13 protein-coding genes and 1 pseudogene are annotated in these 17,313 nt (G+C 68.0%); 7 read left to right on the top strand and 7 right to left on the bottom strand.

Going from position 1 to position 17,313, the window contains the following annotated elements; all coding sequences use genetic code 11:
* Positions 1 to 67: 67 nt before the first annotated feature.
* Both J2Y70_RS21180 and J2Y70_RS21185 read right to left on the bottom strand, forming a co-directional pair.
* Positions 68 to 373, bottom strand: coding sequence for a hypothetical protein (locus J2Y70_RS21180; RefSeq protein ID WP_263396011.1), 306 nt, complete (start codon positions 371 to 373; stop codon positions 68 to 70).
* A gap of 116 nt (positions 374 to 489) precedes the next feature.
* Positions 490 to 736: pseudogene (locus tag J2Y70_RS21185) on the bottom strand (PQQ-dependent sugar dehydrogenase); the annotation flags it as partial.
* Between the two features lie 136 nt (positions 737 to 872).
* On the opposite strand from J2Y70_RS21185, the gene J2Y70_RS21190 reads away from it, so the two are divergent.
* Positions 873 to 1,781, top strand: coding sequence for a hypothetical protein (locus tag J2Y70_RS21190; RefSeq protein ID WP_309922194.1), 909 nt, complete (start codon positions 873 to 875; stop codon positions 1,779 to 1,781).
* 354 nt (positions 1,782 to 2,135) lie between these two features.
* Positions 2,136 to 2,648, top strand: a complete 513-nt coding sequence (locus tag J2Y70_RS21195) for a hypothetical protein (RefSeq protein ID WP_309922197.1) — start codon at positions 2,136 to 2,138, stop codon at positions 2,646 to 2,648.
* 39 nt (positions 2,649 to 2,687) lie between these two features.
* Here the strand turns inward: J2Y70_RS21195 and J2Y70_RS21200 are convergent, their stop codons facing one another.
* The 5 genes from J2Y70_RS21200 to J2Y70_RS21220 form a co-directional block, all read right to left on the bottom strand.
* Entirely contained in the window at positions 2,688 to 3,185 is a 498-nt protein-coding gene (locus J2Y70_RS21200; protein ID WP_263396008.1) for a hypothetical protein, read from the bottom strand.
* A gap of 91 nt (positions 3,186 to 3,276) precedes the next feature.
* Complete coding sequence (locus tag J2Y70_RS21205; RefSeq protein ID WP_309922201.1) at positions 3,277 to 4,572, bottom strand: APC family permease; 1,296 nt, start codon at positions 4,570 to 4,572, stop codon at positions 3,277 to 3,279.
* Positions 4,569 to 5,324 (bottom strand): L,D-transpeptidase family protein, encoded by a 756-nt coding sequence (locus J2Y70_RS21210; protein ID WP_309922230.1) that lies wholly within the window; start codon positions 5,322 to 5,324, stop codon positions 4,569 to 4,571. Before J2Y70_RS21210 ends, J2Y70_RS21205 begins: the two co-directional genes overlap by 4 nt.
* Before the next feature lie 1,376 nt (positions 5,325 to 6,700).
* Positions 6,701 to 7,804: a dipeptide epimerase gene (locus J2Y70_RS21215; RefSeq protein WP_309922204.1), complete on the bottom strand. Its 1,104-nt coding sequence runs from the start codon at positions 7,802 to 7,804 to the stop codon at positions 6,701 to 6,703.
* Positions 7,801 to 9,195 carry an SH3 domain-containing protein gene (locus J2Y70_RS21220; RefSeq protein ID WP_309922208.1) on the bottom strand — a complete coding sequence of 465 codons (1,395 nt, stop codon included), beginning with the start codon at positions 9,193 to 9,195 and terminating at the stop codon, positions 7,801 to 7,803. Before J2Y70_RS21220 ends, J2Y70_RS21215 begins: the two co-directional genes overlap by 4 nt.
* Before the next feature lie 455 nt (positions 9,196 to 9,650).
* On the opposite strand from J2Y70_RS21220, the gene J2Y70_RS21225 reads away from it, so the two are divergent.
* From J2Y70_RS21225 to J2Y70_RS21245, 5 genes are all read left to right on the top strand, one after another.
* On the top strand, positions 9,651 to 12,365 hold the full coding sequence (locus J2Y70_RS21225) for a TonB-dependent receptor (RefSeq protein ID WP_309922233.1): 2,715 nt from the start codon (positions 9,651 to 9,653) through the stop codon (positions 12,363 to 12,365).
* Between the two features lie 105 nt (positions 12,366 to 12,470).
* Entirely contained in the window at positions 12,471 to 14,051 is a 1,581-nt protein-coding gene (locus J2Y70_RS21230) for a serine hydrolase domain-containing protein (RefSeq protein ID WP_309922210.1), read from the top strand.
* Between the two features lie 110 nt (positions 14,052 to 14,161).
* Entirely contained in the window at positions 14,162 to 14,971 is an 810-nt protein-coding gene (locus tag J2Y70_RS21235; RefSeq protein ID WP_309922213.1) for an N-acetylmuramoyl-L-alanine amidase, read from the top strand.
* 120 nt (positions 14,972 to 15,091) lie between these two features.
* Positions 15,092 to 16,003 (top strand): hypothetical protein, encoded by a 912-nt coding sequence (locus J2Y70_RS21240; RefSeq protein WP_309922217.1) that lies wholly within the window; start codon positions 15,092 to 15,094, stop codon positions 16,001 to 16,003.
* A gap of 401 nt (positions 16,004 to 16,404) precedes the next feature.
* Positions 16,405 to 17,190, top strand: a complete 786-nt coding sequence (locus tag J2Y70_RS21245; protein ID WP_309922219.1) for a hypothetical protein — start codon at positions 16,405 to 16,407, stop codon at positions 17,188 to 17,190.
* Positions 17,191 to 17,313 lie beyond the last annotated feature (123 nt).

A 17,313-nucleotide genomic window follows, 5' to 3' on the forward strand; every position in this document is an offset into this window, starting at 1 on the left:
CTTGCCGAGGCTGCGGGACATGGCTGCAGCCGCTCCTGCATGAGGCTTCGTCGTCTGTCGTAGCGACTCAATCCTGGCCCGCCCGCTCCCAGGCACGGCGCACCGCATGCCGTGCCTTGCTCCAGCTCAGCGTCTGCGAGCCCTTGGTGCTGTCCCAGTCGCGATGCAGTTCGGCTTCCACCTGCTCGTAGGCGCGATTGAAGTTGCGCACGCGCGCCTCGTGTCCGGCGTGATACGCCGGCTCGTAGTCCTCGAAACGCTCGCCTTCGCTGTAGTACGGCTCTTCGGCAAAGCGCTCGCGCCAATACTGCGAGACCAGGCTGCGGTCGTCGTCGTTGGGTTCGCGGCCGGGGATCTGATAGGGAACGCTCATCTGTCGTCTCCTGTGCGGATGTGGCAGCGACGTTAACGGCGGTGCTGTTAATGCGGTTCCAGCGTCGCGTGATCGGTGCATGAAGCGCCGTGCCCGCCGTTGCTGGCACACGGCGTGATCTGCAGCTCCGACAGCGCGCCGCTGCCGTGGGCATTCAACTTGAGCCTGGCCCGCGCCACCGCGGGTATCGCCTTTGCCGGCCTCGGCATAGCTCAGGTAGACCCCGCCGTTCTGAGCGAAACCCGGGTGCGGCAGCACGTCGCCGAAGCCGCCCGCTGGCTTTCGCCGGTGCCGCGGCCTGCACCGCGAGACCGCCAGATCCAAGGCAAGACTGCAAGCCAGACCCAGAGAAGAACGTTGCATGGCGCCATCTGTCGGATGGAGGATCTAACACCAGGCTGGCACCCAGCGTTGGCGCCAGGCATGCATCGTCCAACCAAAGCGAAAAAGCCGCCAGCCGGCATAATATCGGACGATTGACAAACGGGATCTAATGAAGGTGAGCGGAATATCGGATGCGGAGTTTATTGAAGGGGCCTTTATTCAGGAGGGCGTGAGTCCGGTCGCGGGTATCATCATCGCTGCCTGTACGCTTGGCGACGATCGTGACAACCCAAAGAACAGGATCGGCGTTAGGAGGCAGGATGTCTGGCTTGAGTTCGGGTTGTCTGCAGAAGCTATTCTCTCGATTGATGCCGCTACTGACGGCTCTGCTTACATCTTGGGAGAGAACGGTTCAGTCGTGCGTTTCGACTGGAAATCGCCAACAAGAGAGGAGCTCAAAGCCTCGCGGAAGGCCTACGCAAACCCTGCCGTCGGTAACATCGGCCCACTGCGGAGAATTCGTATCATAGGTGGCGATGTGATCTGCGCAGGATCTGTCGGCCAGGTCTATCGCTTACTTGGCGATCGGTTCGAGACGCTGCCGAAGTTAAGTGTTGGCTATCAGGATGTGACAATCGAGGATGTCGCCGGAAGCAGTCGCAGCGACGTTGTCGCTGTAACTTCCGATGGTTACGCCGCGCATTTCGACGGTAAAAATTGGACCGTGCTTGATCTGCCAACCAAGGCAGGTCTTACCAGTATCTGCCGGCTGGACAACGGTCACTATGCCATTGTCGGCCAGAATGGGGCTGTACTGATCGGCGTTGCAGATCAATGGTCCATTGTTCAGCCGATCGACACGAGGAGAAGTTACTGGGGGGTTGCGACATATAACGATGAAATATATGCAGCGCATTTGGCCGGTGTGGACAAAGTTGCCGGACACACTTTGATTGCCTTGGATATAGAAGAAGCAGACCTCCAATTCACAGTGCTTCGAAGCAGCGCCGAAGGGGTGTTGTCCTTTGCGGACAGAACGATTGGATTGATCCGTGATGATCGCTGGCAAACGATAATGAAGTGATGCGTGCTAAGGGCGCATAGCAATTTGGAGCCAGCATCTGGCAATGTCGTGGAGCCGGTCACGGACGTGGCTCGCGTTGGCGACGGCGTTGAGCTGGGCATCGCGATGCCACGTGCGACGAATCGAGTCGGCGCATGCTCGGTGCTGGGGTAGCAAACCACCCACCGCCGCGTGCGCGCAGGCAGCCACCTTTGCAGGCATCGTTGGCTGATCCAAAGGTTCGATAACGGCGATGCAGCACACCCCGGGAACGAGGACACCGGCTCGGCCGCGGCCCAGGCGCCGGCTGCGTGCCCCCCGCCGATGGCTTACGATCCGCGACAACGCCGCTCATTGCCCCCGCCGCAGGATTCCATGGCCGCCACCGGTCTCGCCTTGTTCACGCCCTATCTGGCCACTGCCGGCATCGGCTGGCTGTATTACCGGCGCATCCGCCGCTACTTCGGTCGCCAGCCCTGGCAGCCACGGCGGACCGTGGCGCGGATGCTGGTGCTGGTGCTGGCGACCGCAGGGCTGACCTACCTGGCAGCGGTGTTGCCGCCGGTCCGTCTGGGCATGGCGCTGGGTGTGGTGGCCGGTGCGGCGCTGGGTGCCTTCGCCTTGCACCACACCCGCATCGAACTGCGCGATGGCGCGCGTTTCTATACGCCCAATCCGTGGATCGGTGCCGGGCTCAGCGTGCTGCTGATCGGGCGCCTGGCCTGGCGCTGGGCCAGCGGTGCGTTTTCCGGCGGCGGCGCGCAATCGCTGCAGAACGCCAGCCCGCTGACCCTGGCGATCGCCGCGGCGCTGATCGGCTACTCGCTGGTGCACACCGGCGGCTTGCTGCTGCGCATGCGCGCGCTGGCGCCGCCGCCGCATTCTTAGCCCTGCCGTCACTACGGGACGCGCGGCGGCGGCCTGCGCTCACTGCGCGGCAGCGGCGGACTCGTAGGGCAGCGCTGTGGTGCCGGCGTCGCGGAGTGCGGCATCGGCGGCGTCGAGCTGCGGCGACTCGCCTTCGATCACGACCAGGACGCGGCCGGCCTCGATTTCCTCTTCGAAGTTGCGCCGCACCGGATCCGGCACGGTGGCGCCGACCAGCGCCGAGGACCAACTGCCGACCAGCGCGCCGGCGATGGCCATCACCCCGGCGCCGGCCAGGGTGATGCCCAGCGGCGGCACCGCGATCGCCGCCAGCCCGGCGAGCAGGCCGGCCGCGCCGCCGCCCATCGCACCGCGCGCGGCGGCCGGCAAGGTGTCGGTCTTGACGTCCTTGCGTTCGTCGGGGATCGCGTCCAGTTCGATGTCGCCGCGCGCGATCAGCGACAGGTCGTCGTTGTCGATGCCGGCGCTGCGCGCCGCTTGCAGGGCGCGGGTGGCGGTGGCCACGTCGGGGGCGCTGTAGACACGGCGTAGTTTCATCGCGGACTCCGGCATCGATCGAGGCGGGCGCCCAGGGTCGAAGCGGTGCGGTTACCCGCGCGTGACAATCGCGCAAGGCCGCGTGAAGGCCTTACGCCGCTCCCTTGCGCGGGAAGCAGTAGAACAGCGCGCCGACCAGCAGCGCCACGCCGGCCGCGGCCAGGTTCTGCCAGCTGGCGCTGAGCAGCAGCGCCAATGCCAGCAGCAGTGCCGCCAGCGGGATCAGCGGGCCGCCCGGCAGATGCAGCGCGCCGGGACGATCGCCGTAGCGCCGTGCCAGCACCAGCACCGCCGCGGCGGTGCCGATGTAGGCGAACAGGCGGGTGACCATCGACAGCAGCGCCAGCTGCACGAACGAGCCGGACAGCGCCAACGCCAGCGACAGCACGCCCTGCAGCAGGATCGCCGCGGCCGGGGTGCGGAAGCGCGGATGCACGCGGGCCAGGAACGCCGGTCCGTAGCCGTCCTGCGCGAGCGCGAACAGGAAGCGCGGCCCCAGCATCACCGTGTTGCTGGTGGTGCCGAGGATGGAGATGGTGGCGCCGACGGTGAGGATCAGCGCCAGCGCCTCGCCGCCGAAGCCGCTGGCGGCATCGGCCAACGGCGTCGCCGATTGCGCCACGTTCGCCAGCGTGCCCTGCGCGACCACCTGCACCGCGGCGTAGATCAGGGTGACGGTGACGATCATGGTGATCAGCGCGAACGGTACGTCGCGGCGCGGATTGCGGTATTCGCCGGCCGCGGCGGGGATGTTCTCGAAGCCGGCGTAGGCGAACAGCAGCAGCAACGCCGCCTCGCCCATGTTGCCGAAGTCGCGCGGATCCGGCGCCTGGCCGGAGAACGCCCACGACCAGTCCACGTAGAACAGGCCGATCGCCACGAACAGCAGCAGCGGCACCAGCTTGCCGATCACCAGCGCCACGCCGGTGCGCGCGGCCGATTTCACTCCGATCACGTTGATCGCGGTGAGCAGGCCGAGCGAGCCGACCACGATCGCCAGGCGTGCGCCGCCGCCGGCCGCGGCCGGCCAAAAGCGCACCACCGCGTCGGCCAGGCCGTTGCCGAGCGCGGCGGCCGAACTGATCCGGGTCAGCCAGATCATCCAGCCGATCTCGAAACCGGCGAAGCGGCCGAATGCCTCGCGCGCATACAGATAACTGCCGCCGGGTTCGTCGAAATAGCTGGCGGCCTGCGCGTAGCACAGCACCAGCAAGCCCACCGCCAGCCCGGCCAGCAGCACCGCCCACAGGCTCATCGGCCCGAGCAGCGCGGCGGTGGCGGCGGGCAGCAGGTAGATGCCGCTGCCGATCACGTCGTTGATCGACAGGCCGACGATCTGCCAGCGGCTGACCGCGCGGACCAGGCTCGGTTCGGGCGCGTTGCTCACGGTGCCGGCTCCGCCGCGGGCAGCGTCCAGGCGGTGCGCAGGCGCTGGTAGTCCTTGCGCGGCAGCAGCACGAACAGCGGCGCGGCGTCCGGCCGCAGCCAGGCCAGCAGGCGCTGCATGTCGGCCGGTTCCATTGCGGTGCAGCCGGCGGTGGCTTCGCCCGGCGCGCGCCACAGGTGGGCGAAGATGCAGCTGCCGGCGCCGGGCCGCGCCTGCGGGTTGTGGCCGATCACGAAGCCTTCCTCGTAGCGGCGATCGCCGTCGTGGTGCAGGTCCAGGCGCATCGGTTCGGTCGAGCCGGCGACCGCCTCGGCGCCGACCTGGTCGGCGTCGACGATGCGGTTGTACAGCGGCGAATCGGGCACGTCGATGCAGTAGCTGCTCTGCTGCATCGGCTGGTAGGGCAGCGCGCTGTCGATGCGCTGCGCGTAGCCGAAGGCCTCGCCGATGGTGAAGATGCCGGCCGGGCTGCGGCCGTCGCCCTCGCGCTTCTGCGGGCCGTCGGCCTGCGCCGGATGCAGGCCCAGGCCCCAGGCGCTGCCGTTGCGGCCGAGCGCGACGTCGAAGCGCTGGCCGTGCGCGCGCCAGCCCTGCGCGGTGCGTTCGAACGCTTGCAGCTGGCCGCGTGGGCTGTCCCAGTCCGGCGCCACCACCAGCACCAGCTGGCGTGCCTGCTGCAGTGCCGGCGGCGCGGTGTCGGCGGTGGCGGTACCGGCCAGGCCGGGGCCGGCGACGGCGACGCACAGCAGCATCAGCGATGCGCGCCATGTGCGGCAGGCGGCGCCGGGCTGCGTCAGGGCGGACAACCACGGGAACTTCGGCATGCGCATCTCCGGTCGCGATCGGGCATCGAACAGGTACTGGACCCGTTCCAGGGTCGCCGCGCGTTGCCGGCGGCGGTCAGTGTGGCGGAACAACGGCATCCACACGATGTCGCGTGGGCGCTCTGCAAGAGTGCACGTTACCGTAGTTGTTCGGTGCGTGGCGGTCGTGCGTGTGATGCGCTGGCAGTGGTTCGATCCAGGCAGGTGTGGCAGTGCGGGGTACAGCAAGTCAGGCGGGTTGGTCGCGAGTTGATCGGGCTGGCGTCGGCTGTGGCCTTTACGTGTTGGTCGCCACTGTTGCCTATGTATCTTCCGCGGCCGTGCCGTACAGCCATGCTGCCGCCGTACCGCCATTGTCGCCGTGGCCATGCCGCGCAGTGCCGTGGTCGTGGCTGTTGCTGTGGTTGGTGCTGTTGCTGTTTTGCTTTACCGGGCCCCTTACGTAGCGGCGAATAGGGCGGGAAAAACCCCGAAGGGGCGGCGCACAGGGATGTGCGCCGTTCGCGGCAGGGGCAGGATGCCCCTTCCGCGAATCCCGTCCTATTCGTGGACCCGGAGCACGAAGTGCGGAGGGCGCGAAGGCAGGGTGTGCTTTCTTTTGGTTACTTTTCTTTGCACAAGCAAAGAAAAGTAACTCGCCAAAGGCGAAAGCTTTGCTGTTGCCTGAACTTGCTATTGCAGTGGCGGGATCCCTGTAGGAGCGGCTTCAGCCGCGACTGGTTCTGTCAGGAAAGCGTCGCGGCTGAAGCCGCTCCTACAAAAGCAAACGCCGAAGCAAAAAAACAACAGCAAAGCAAAGCAAAGCAAAGGCTTCCGCCCTTGGCGGGTCACTTTTCTTTGCTCGTGCAAAGAAAAGTAACCAAAAGAAAGCACGCCCTGCCTTGCGCCCTCCGCGCTGCGCGCTACGGGTCCGCGGATGCACCGGGGATTCGCGGAAGGGGCATCCTGCCCCTGCCGCGAACGGCGCACATCCTTGTGCGCCGCCCTTCGGGTTTTTCCCCGGTCCATCCGCCGCTGCGGAAGGGAACCCGGTAAAAGCAACAGCAGAAGCAACAGCAGAGCAGAAGCACAGCAGAGCCAGGCCCAACCCCAAGCTCAAGCCAAGAAGAGCAGGGCAAAGCGGAAGCAGTGGGCAAATAGGATCGGCTTGGCGTTCCAGGTGACGCGTGCAGACGTCACGGTGGTCGTCAGCACCGATGCACACCGGCGTCGACCGCCATACGTAGATGGCAAGCGCGATCGCGGTGGAAGCTGTGGCATGCGTCGGCCGTGCGCATTGCAGCGCATGCGCCAGCGCGCCCAGATCACCCGCGCGGCGGCAGCAGCTCCAGGCCGCGGATCTCGCGGATGCCCAGGCCCGGCGCGTCGGTGATGGTGATCTGCGAGTCGTTGAAGATCACCCCACCCTCCACCGGGTTGAACAGGCCCAGTGATGGGCCGTCCAGGTCCACCTTGGTGATGACGTCCGCCTTGGCCACCGCCAGGTGCACCGCCGCCGCCACGCTGATGCTCGACTCGAGCATGCAGCCGATCATGCATTGCACCCCGTACAGCGCTGCGATGTCGGCGATGCGGATCGCGTTGGACAGCCCGCCGGCCTTCATCAACTTGATGTTGATGATGTCCGCCGCGCGGCGCTGGATCAGGTCGAAGACCTGCGCCGGCGCGAATACGCTCTCGTCGGCCATCACCGGCGTGTTCACCCGCTCGGTCACGTACTTCATGCCGTCGATGTCCCAGGCCTTGACCGGCTGCTCCAGCAGCTCCAGCGCCACCCCGGCGTCTTCCAGCGTGCGCATCGCGTACACCGCCTGCTTCGGCGTCCAGCCCTGGTTGGCGTCCAGGCGCAGCAGCGCGCGGCCGTCGACTGCGGCGTGGATCGCCTTGACCCGCTCGATGTCCACGTCGATGTCCTTGCCGACCTTGATCTTCAGCGCAGTGAAGTCGCGCGCGAGCGCCGACAGCGCATCGGCCACCATCTTGTCGATGGCGTCCACGCTGATGGTGATGTCGGTGGCGATGGCCGGCGTGCCGCCGCCGAGCATCTTGTACAGCGGCGCGCCGTACAGCTGCGCCCACAGGTCGTAGACCGCGATCTCCACCGCGGCCTTGGCGCTGCCGTTGCGCTCCAGCGCGCCCTGGATCAGCCCGGTCAGCCGGTTGAGGTTGGCGACGTCCTCGCCGACCAGGCGCGGCTTGATGAAGCCGTCGATCGCCGCGACGATCGAGCCGTGGGTGTCGCCGGTGATCGGTGCGGTCGCCGGCGCTTCGCCATAGCCGATGTGGCCGCTGTCGGTGTGGACCAGCACGATCACGTCCTCGACCGTCTCCACGGTGCGCAGTGCGGTCTTGAACGGGGTCTTCAGCGGCACGCGCAGCATGCCCAGGCGGATATCGGTGATCTTCATTCGGTGGCGACCGGGCGGACGCGTTGGATGCGGGTGATGCGGTCGATGAAGGGCGTGCCGTCGCCCAGCAGCATCGGCTCCAGCGGGGTCACCGAGACGCCGTTGAGGCGCACGCGCTGCAATTGGCCGCTCGCGTCGCGGTAGCTGGCGCCGGCCACGTCGTGGATCACCCAGGTGTGGCCGCGGTCGTGGCCGATCACCATCATCACGTGGCCGGGGATGTAGACCAGGTCGCCGACCTGCAGCTGCGCCAGCGCCCGCTGCCGTTGCGCCAGCGGCGCGGCAGCGGCGTAGGGCACGGCGGCGAGGCTGGGGCTGCGCGCCTGGTCGCCGGTATTGCGCGGCAGGGCGATGCCCAGGCTGCGGTAGACGTCGGAGACGAAGCCGCTGCAGTCGCGCGCGTCGTAGTCGTTGCCCCAGCCGTAGCGCTCGCCGAGGAACTTGAACGCTTGCCGCAGCAGGTTGCGTTGGGTGGCCGCCAGCGGCGCGGTGGCGACGTCGGCGCCGCGCGGCACCAGCGCGGGCGCCAGCCGCAGTCGGCCGTCGTCGCCGCGCAACGGCAGTTGCACCACGTAAGCGGCCAGCGGCGACTGGCCGTTGACCGCCTGTTGCGCCGGCCAGTCTTCGCGCAGCGGCAGCGTGCTGCCCATGTCCAGCGCTACCTGCGACGCGGCCTGCAGTTCCGGGGTGAACGCGGTCAGCGCGCGGGCGCCGGTCACCACCAGCCGCGGCGTGCGCCGCGCGTAGTCCAGTACCACGGCGCGTTCGCCTTCGGCGATCCGGTCGCGCTCGATCCACGCCGCGTAGTTCGGCGCCAGCACGAACAGCCACTGGCCGTCGCCGCTGGCGTGCAGGATCGCCACCGCGGTGCCCGGATACAGCGCCGATTCCTGGAAGCGGTCGATGTCGTGGTCGTCGCGGCCGCTGAACGCGCGTTGCCGGGTGGGGAAGGTACGCAGGTCGGCGCGGCGTACTACCAGCGCGTAACGCGGCGCGACCTGCGCGGGGATCGCGTCCAGGGCGAGCGCGGAGTGCAAGGCGGCCAGCTGCGCGGCGTCGAGCATGGCGCCGCTCGCGTCGTAGAGCGTGCGCGTCGGCGATGCCGACAGCGCCAGCACCTGCGCGCGCACCTGTTCTGCGCTGTAGCGTTCGGGCAGCGCCTGCAGGTCGTGCATCGACGCATCGTGGCGCAGCAGATGCGCGTTGAAGGCCTGCACCTGCGCCGCGTCGAGCAGCGGGCGTTGCGCCGCGGGCAGGCGCGCGATCCAGTAGTCCACCTGCAACTGGCTGGCGTGCACCTGGAACGGCACCGTGTCGTCGGCGCTTGCCATCAGCACCGGGCCGCTCAGCGCTGCGGCCAGCAGCAAGCACAGGCCACGCATCGTGTTCATCGGACCCCGCGAGATGGAAAGCGTATCGACGGCTGCGCGTCGCTCCGGAATAGTCTTTTCCTCGATTCGGCTTGTCAAGAAGAGTTGATTGACAGGCCGTTTTGCGCCGTGTTACACCCGAAAGACAGGAGCGAGGGGCCGACGCCGACACGCGCTGGTTCCGCCAACAGCGAGACGAGACCTGGGAGCTGCAGGCGCACGTCGCAGGGGTCGCCGTTCGGTATGCGCACCTGGGGGAAGTCGAGGAATAGAAGGAGGGCGCCGTGCTACGGCCGTGCGTCGTGTTGTCCGCGTGGGTGCCCAGGAAGGCGGCCGGCTGTTGGCCTGCGTCGGCTCGGTCATCGTCGTCAGCGTCGTCGCTTGCAGGAGAGAGCCGCGTGTCCGATCCAATCCATGTTTCCCGTCCCCGTCTGCGTCCATCCGGTCTGGCCCTCGCGTTGCTGGCCGTGCTGGCATTGCCGCCACTCGCCGCCGCGCAGGACGCGCCCACCGCCACGCGCGACCTGGACAAGGTCACCGTCACCGGTTCGCGCATCGCACGCTCGCAGGTGGAAGGCCCGGCGCCGGTGACCGTGATCACCGCGCAGGAGATCCAGAAGCAGGGCTTCAGCACGGTGTGGGAGTCGCTCGGCACGCTGACCCAGTTCAGCGGCAGCGCCTTCAACGAAAGCGACCAGACCGGCAGTTCGCCCAACGGCCAGTTCCTCAACCTGCGCGGTCTGGGTCCGGGCTATCAGCTGATCCTGCTCAACGGCAAGCGCATGGCCGACTACCCGCAGTCCTACGGCGCCAACGGCACCGCGGTCAGCCTGGGCAGCATCCCCGCCGCGGCGGTGGAGCGCATCGAGGTGATGAGCGGCGGCGCCTCGGCGATCTACGGTTCGGACGCAGTGGCCGGCGTGGTCAACATCATCACCAAGCGCGATTTCAGCGGCGACACGCTGCGCCTGCGCGGCGGCACCACCACGCGTGGCGGCGGCGACAGCGGGCAGCTGCAATGGAGCGGCGGACGCACCGGCGACCGCTGGAGCCTGACCTACGCGTTCGAGCGGATGGACCGCGAGGCGATCGTCGCCAGCCAGCGCGACTTCATGGATTCCTACGACGACCATCCGGCCAACAAGGCCGACCCGTCCAGTCCCAATGCGTCGATCTCCGGCGTCTACCTGCGCCGCGGCAACACCTATCTGTGGCCGAGCGGCGGCGCGCTGTCGACCTCGGCCAGCGCACTGGACAGCGCCTGCGCGGCGACCAATCCTGCGTTCGCGCCCTACAAGACCGCCGACAACCTGGCCGCGGCCAACCGCTGCGGCGCGTTCGGCTACTACGAAGGCCGCTCGGTGCAGAACGGCTACGGCAAGACCTCGGCCTACCTGTCCGGCACCTTCGATTTCAGCGGCGACGTCACCGGCTATGCGCAGGTGCTGGCCAACCGTTCCAAGGACGAAAGCTCCAGCCAGACCCACTACTACATCGGCGAAGGCGCCTTCACCGTCTACGATCCGGACCTGGGCCTGGTCACCGCACAGCGCATCTTCCTGCCGTCGGAAGTGGGCGGGATCAAGAACATCGAGTACGACGAGAAATCCTGGAACCTCAACGCCGGCGTGCGCGGCAAGCTGTTCGACGGCCGCTTCGACTGGGACGCGAGCGTGTCGATGTCGCGCTACGACATCACCACCCGGCGCCCGCGCTTCCTGACCAATGCGGTGCGCGACTACTACATGGGGCCGGTGCTCGGTTATCGGCCCGATGGCACCGAGATCCGCGAGTTCTACGCCGACAAGCTGTTCGCGCCGGGCAGCGCGGCGCTGTACGACCAACTCACCACCGACGTGGTGAGCCGCGGCGAATCCAGCACCGACCAGGCGCAGTTCGTGTTCAGCGGCGACCTGTTCGAGCTGCCGGCCGGGATGCTGCAGATCGCCACCGTGCTGGAGGCGGCGCGGCAGAAGTACGATCTCGCGCCGGATCCGCGCACCACCGTGGATTACACCGGCAGCGAGCGCATCTACAACCTGACCCAGACCCCGGGCGGCGGCCCGCGCGACCGTTACGCCGCCGGCCTGGAGCTGCGCGTGCCGATCTTCAGCCGGCTCAGCGCCACGCTGGCCGGCCGCTACGACAAGTACGACGACATCACCTCGGTCGACGACGCCACCACCTGGCAGGCCGGGCTGGAATGGCGGCCGTTCGACAGCCTGCTGCTGCGCGGCAGCCACGCCACCAGTTTCCGCGCGCCGGACCTGCTGTGGATCTACGCCGGCACCAGCGCCAACAATCCCACCGTCACCGACGAATACCTGTGTCGCCGCGATGGCCTGGATCCGCTGTCGGCGGCGTGTTCGAGCGCGCATGAATACCAGACCTTCTCCACCCAGTCGTCCAATCCGTTGCTGGAGGAGGAGAAGGGGAAATCGACCACGCTGGGCTTCGTCTGGGACGTGCTGCCGACGCTGTCGCTGAGCGCGGACTACTACCGGATCGAACTGGAAGGCCGGGTCGAATCGATCTCCAGCGAGAGCCTGCTGGAGAACAACGCCAACTGCCTGCTCGGCAGCGACCGCGCCGGCAATGCGGTCGATACCGCTTCGGCCGCCTGCCAGTTCTACATCCAGTCGGTGACCCGCAGCCCCGGCACCGACCTCACCGCCGAAGGCCAGATCACCGCGTTCGAGACCTTCCCGATCAACCAGTCGCTGATGCGCACCGACGGCGTGGACGCCAACCTGCGCTACAGCTTCGATCTCGGCGACTGGGGCGCGTTCGGCCTGCAGGCCGGCTACACGCACGTGCTGAAGATGGAAGTGGCGCAGTTCGCCGGAGCCAAGCCGGTGGACGTGATGAACGACGTCGATTACCTGGCGTTCCGCACCCGCACCAACTGGCGCCTGAACTGGAGCATCGGCGACTGGTCGACCAGCCTGTACGGCTACCGCTACGGCTCGCGTCCCAACTACGCCGAGACCGGGCGCGTGGCGCCGTACGTGGTCTGGAACGCGGACATCGCCAAGCAGATCACCGACAAGGCCACGCTCGGCATCAGTGTGCTGAACGTGTTCGACCGGATCCATCCGCGCGACGACAGCTACACGGCCTGGCCGTACTTCCCGCGCGTGTACGGCGCGATCGGCCGCCAGCTATATGCCAATTTCACCTACACCTTCTGAGCAGGCGTGCGGGACGACGTCGCCACAGCGGCAACGATGAGACCGGATGCATCACGGCGCAGCGCCGCGGCGCGCTTGCGCGGATGGCTGCTCGCCGCCTGCGCGATGCTGCCGGCACTCGCCTCGGCGGCGCCGGACACCGCCGCCGCGCCGCCGCGCGCCGAGCTCGACCGCCTGTTCGAGCAGGCGCTGACCCGCTACCGGTTGCCGGGGCTGGCGGTCGGCGTGATCGAGAACGGCGAGATGGTGTATGCGCGCAGCGCCGGCGAGCTGCGCGCCGGCAGCGGCGAGCGCGTCGATGGCCAAACGCTGTTCAAGATCGCCTCCAACAGCAAGGCCATGACCACCGCGTTGCTGGCGCGGCTGGTCGATGCCGGCAAGCTGCGCTGGGACGATCCGGTGACCAGCTACCTGCCGGAGTTCCGCATGTACGACCCGTGGGTCACGCGCCACATCCAGGTGCGCGACCTGCTGATCCACAACAGCGGCCTGGGCCTGGGCGCCGGCGATCTGATGCTGTGGCCGGAACCCAACGATTTCACGCGTGCCGACATCGTCGCCGGGCTCGCCCATCTCAAGCCGACCCACAGCTTCCGTTCGCACTACGCCTACGACAACCTGCTGTACGTGGTCGCCGGCGAGGTGGCCGCGCGCGCCGGCGGCAAGCCCTACGAGCAGTTGCTGCGCGAGCAGGTGTTCGCGCCGCTGGGTATGCGTCGCTGCCAGGTCGGCGCCTGGGAGCGCGATGCGGTCGGCAACGTCGCCCAGCCGCATATGCGCCAGGGCGGGGCCAACGTCGTGGTGCGCGCGGACCCGGCGCAGATTGCGGATACGCCATCGATGGCGGCCGGCGGCGTGCGCTGCAGCCTGGACGACATGCTGGCCTGGATGCGCGCCTGGCTGGCGCCCGACAGCGACACTGCGGCATGGCTGTCGCCGACGCAGCGCCAGGCGCTGTGGACGCTGCACACGCCGATGCCGATCACTGCGCAGATGCGCGAGTGGGACGGCACGCGCCTGTATGGCTATGGCTACGGCTGGCGCCTCTCCGACGTGGACGGGCAGTGGCAGGTCGCGCATACCGGCACCTTGATGGGCATGTACTCGTCGCTGGTGCTGCTGCCGGACCGGCGCAGCGGCTTCGTCATCCTCAGCAACGGCGAGGGCGGCGAAATGCGCACCACCCTGGGCGAGGCGCTGCTCAAGCGCTTCACTCGTCCGCAGCAGCGCGGGCTGGACGTCGAACACTACGCGACGCTGCTCGAGCGCACGCGTGCGCAGGCCGACAAGGCGGCGCCTGCCGCGGGCGAGACGCCTGCGCGCGTGCCGGTAGCAAGTGCAGCATCGCGCGATCGGCAAGGCGTGTGGCGCGATCCGTGGTTCGGCGAGGTCGTGCTGTGCCCGCAGCACGGCGCGCTGCGCTTCCAGTCTCGCAAGTCGCCGCTGCTGCGCGGCCGGGTCATGCAGGTCGGCGCGCGCTGGTTGGTGGACTGGGACGAGGCCAGCGTCGATGCCGAGCCGTGGCTGGACTTCGTCGCCGATGCCGACGGCACGTCGCGGATGCGCCTGGCGCATGTCGATCCGACCGCGGATTTCAGCTACGACTACGCCGATCTGGACTTCGTGCGGGCGGGGCCATGCCCTGATGTCGTGGGAGGGACTTCAGTGCCGACGCTTCAGCGGTAAAGCCCGTCGGGACTGAAGTCCCACCCGCAACCACCATCTCGTTCACCAGGTTTCTAGATACTGCTGTTGCTTGCGCTCGCTGCTCACTGTCAGATATTCCGGAATTCTTCATGACCCGATTCTTTCCCTCTTCTGCATCGCACCGCACCCGCTGGCTGGCACCGCTGGCGCTCGTCGCCCTGCTCGCCGCCTGTGCGCACGCGCCGCAGCGCAATCCGCTGGCCGAATGGGTGCCGTCGCCTAACCAGGACCTGCGCCGGCCGATCCTGATCGTGATCCACTACACCGACCAGGACTCGGTGCAGCGCAGCCTGGACACGCTGCGTTCGCACAACAGCAAGGGCAAGGTCAGCGCGCACTACCTGATCGGCCGCGACGGCAAGCGCTACCAGCTGGTCAGCGACGAGCGCCGCGCCTGGCACGGCGGCGCCGGGCGCTGGGGCACGATCACCGACATCAATTCCGCCTCCATCGGCATCGAACTGGACAACGACGGCAAGACCCCGTTCGCGCAGGCGCAGATCGACAGCCTGCTGCTGTTGCTGGAGGACCTGTGTACGCGGCTGCGCATCCCGCGCACGCAGGTGGTCGGGCACCAGGACTTCGCGCCTACGCGCAAGGTCGATCCGGGTCCGCTGTTTCCGTGGAAGCGGCTGGCCGACGCCGGTTTCGGTCGCTGGCCGGCGGCGGATACGCCACCGGCGCCGCCCGGCTTCGACCCATGGCAGGCATTGGCGTTGATCGGCTACCCGCTCGACGACCGCGCCGCCACGTTGCGCGCCTTCCACCACCATTACCGCGGCAACGAGGCCACCGCGCTCGACGCCGAAGACCTGCGCATCCTCTACGCGCTGACCCAGCCGGCGCTGGCACGGCCGCAACCGCAGCCGGCTGCGGCGATCGAATCGGACGTGCCCTAGCGGCGCCGGCCGGTCCGCCGGCGCCTGTACCGACACGCGTGCCCGGCGCGCGGCATCCGCTGGATCGACGCACGTTCTTGGTAGCATGAGCGCGCCAAGAACTCCAAAGGACGCAGTGTTATGAGGCTCGCAAAGACAGCCCTGTGGGCGGCAGCGTTGCTGCTGATCGGCGGTTGCACGGACAAGGCCGCCGACCCCGCGCCGGCAGGCACGCAGGCGCCACCTGCGGCGACCGCTGCCGCCGCGCCTGCGCCCGCGGCAGCACAACCCGAGCCGGTCGGCGTCGAGGTGCCGGCGCCCGGGCAGGTGCTCGCCGACATCTATGGCATGAAGGGCGACGGATCGGCGTCCTACACCATCGACAACGGCGCCCTGGCCAGCTTCTGGTACGGCTACCGCTTCGACCTGGGCGGCAAGCACTACTACACCGGCTTCGCCAACGCGGGCCCGGAGAAATACGGCAAATCCGAGGAAGAGAACACGCCGGATCCCGCCGTCGGCGTCAGCATCAGCCAGGCGACCTACGTGCTCGACGAGGCGGACGGCAAGCCGGCGTGGACGCTGTTCCATGCGCAGCAATGGGCCGGGGATTTCGGTGGCAACGAGAAGGCCGACGGCCTGGACCAGAAGCGCGCGCCGCAGCGTACCGAAACCAAGGACGGCCACCTGCTGCTGGCGCTGCCGACCACGCGCTTCGCCGACGGCATCACCAGTTCGGGCTTCGCGGTGTTCACCTTCGACCCGAACAAGAACGACCTGGGCGACTACAAGGGCTGGGTCTACCTGGGCACCGTGGCCACCGGTGAAGACAACGGCGCGGCCTGCGACGACCAGGGCACCATGAAGTGCGCCGCCAGCACCGGCACGCTGAGCTTCGAGCCCGGCAGCGGACCAGTGCCGAGCCTGCGCGTGACCATGAGCGGCACCGCCATCGCCGGCCCCGGCAAGGTCCGCACCCTGGGCGCCGCCGACGTGGCGACCTACACCTACGACCAGGCCAGCGGCAAATACGTGCCGCCGCTGGATCGCTGAACACCGGCCGACCGGCCGCGCCCGGGCCGGCCGCAGGCATTCGTGGAGGGGGGCTGCCCGCTAGTCGCCGGCAACGGAACTGGTTAAGATGCCGCCACGGGGCCTGATGATCAGGCGAGTCATTCGCGAGCGGCAATGGATGCTGCACTCGCCCGAAATGCCGGAGTGGATCGCCGGCTTGCGGTTCGCCATGCGCGAATCGCCATCACCGCCCCTGCTTTGGGGCCGGATTGCAATCCACCGTTCTCTGTCCGAAGCCGCGCCTGCGGGAGCTGTCGTCTCCGCGGGTCGCGCTGTGTCCGCGATGCGCAAGATGGCGGCATTCTGGACACTGCGGCGTGGCGTGTCGGGATTTGCGGGTGTGTTTCCGGCTTCTTCAACGAATACAGGATGTTCTGCACATGTCCAATGACAACAAGCTTGCCGTCGCCACCGAAGCGCCGCCCTATCCGGGCAGCGTGCTGTATCTGATCTACGGCATGGACGGGGACGGCGCGCTGTCGTACGAGATCGACAACGGCGCCGTGGCCAGCTTCTGGCACGGCCAGCATTTCGATCTGGGCGGCAAGCATTACTACACCGGCTTCGCCTACGCTACGCCGAACAAGTACGGCAACGACGACGCCGAGACCTTCCCGGATCCCGGCGAAGGCGTGTCGATCAGCCAAGCCACGTTCCTGCTGACCGCGCCGGGCAGCGAGCGGCCGTGGATGCTGTTCCACGCGCAGCAGTACGTGGGCAGCTTCGGCGGCTACGAGCGCGCCGACGCGGTCGACGAGACGCGCAAGCCGCAGCAGCACGTCCTGGACAACGGGCAGCTGCTGCTGGCGGTGCCGACCTCCAGCTTCGGCAATGGCATTACCAGCCTCGGCTTCGCGCTGTTCACCTTCGATCCGGACAAGAACGACCTGGGCGACTACCAGGGCTGGGTGTACCTCGGAACGGTCGCCGCCGGCGAAGACAACGAGGCCAGCAGCGATGAAGAGGGCACCGTCCCGCACGTCTCCAGCGTCGGCACGCTGAGCTTCCAGGCGGTGCCCGGCGAGCCGATGCCGGCCCTGCAGGTGGCGCTGCGCGGCACCGCGATCGCCGGCCCCGGCCGGGCGCGGATGCTCGATGCGTCCGACGCGGTGGTCTACGCGTACGACCAGGCGAGCGGACAGTACCAACCGAAAGCAAGCGCATGAATCCGCCGTGCGCCGATCCGCGGATCGGCGCACGGCGGCAGCCACAAATCAATAACCCCAGTACCCCCAGTTGTTTTTTTTACGCGCCCACACAAACACAACGAAGAGCGCGGGTGTGCGTGT

The organism is Xanthomonas sp. 1678, from assembly GCF_031455575.1.
GTDB lineage: Bacteria > Pseudomonadota > Gammaproteobacteria > Xanthomonadales > Xanthomonadaceae > Xanthomonas_A.

Excerpts from the sequence above, each read along its gene's own strand:
- J2Y70_RS21180 (WP_263396011.1), bottom strand. The coding sequence starts at position 373 with ATGAGCGTTCCCTATCAGATCCCCGGCCGCGAACCCAACGACGACGAC.
- J2Y70_RS21195 (WP_309922197.1), top strand. The coding sequence starts at position 2,136 with ATGGCCGCCACCGGTCTCGCCTTGTTCACGCCCTATCTGGCCACTGCC.
- J2Y70_RS21200 (WP_263396008.1), bottom strand. The coding sequence starts at position 3,185 with ATGAAACTACGCCGTGTCTACAGCGCCCCCGACGTGGCCACCGCCACC.
- J2Y70_RS21210 (WP_309922230.1), bottom strand. The coding sequence starts at position 5,324 with ATGCTGCTGTGCGTCGCCGTCGCCGGCCCCGGCCTGGCCGGTACCGCC.
- J2Y70_RS21215 (WP_309922204.1), bottom strand. The coding sequence starts at position 7,804 with ATGAAGATCACCGATATCCGCCTGGGCATGCTGCGCGTGCCGCTGAAG.
- J2Y70_RS21220 (WP_309922208.1), bottom strand. The coding sequence starts at position 9,195 with ATGAACACGATGCGTGGCCTGTGCTTGCTGCTGGCCGCAGCGCTGAGC.
- J2Y70_RS21230 (WP_309922210.1), top strand. The coding sequence starts at position 12,471 with ATGCTGCCGGCACTCGCCTCGGCGGCGCCGGACACCGCCGCCGCGCCG.
- J2Y70_RS21235 (WP_309922213.1), top strand. The coding sequence starts at position 14,162 with ATGACCCGATTCTTTCCCTCTTCTGCATCGCACCGCACCCGCTGGCTG.
- J2Y70_RS21240 (WP_309922217.1), top strand. The coding sequence starts at position 15,092 with ATGAGGCTCGCAAAGACAGCCCTGTGGGCGGCAGCGTTGCTGCTGATC.
- J2Y70_RS21245 (WP_309922219.1), top strand. The coding sequence starts at position 16,405 with ATGTCCAATGACAACAAGCTTGCCGTCGCCACCGAAGCGCCGCCCTAT.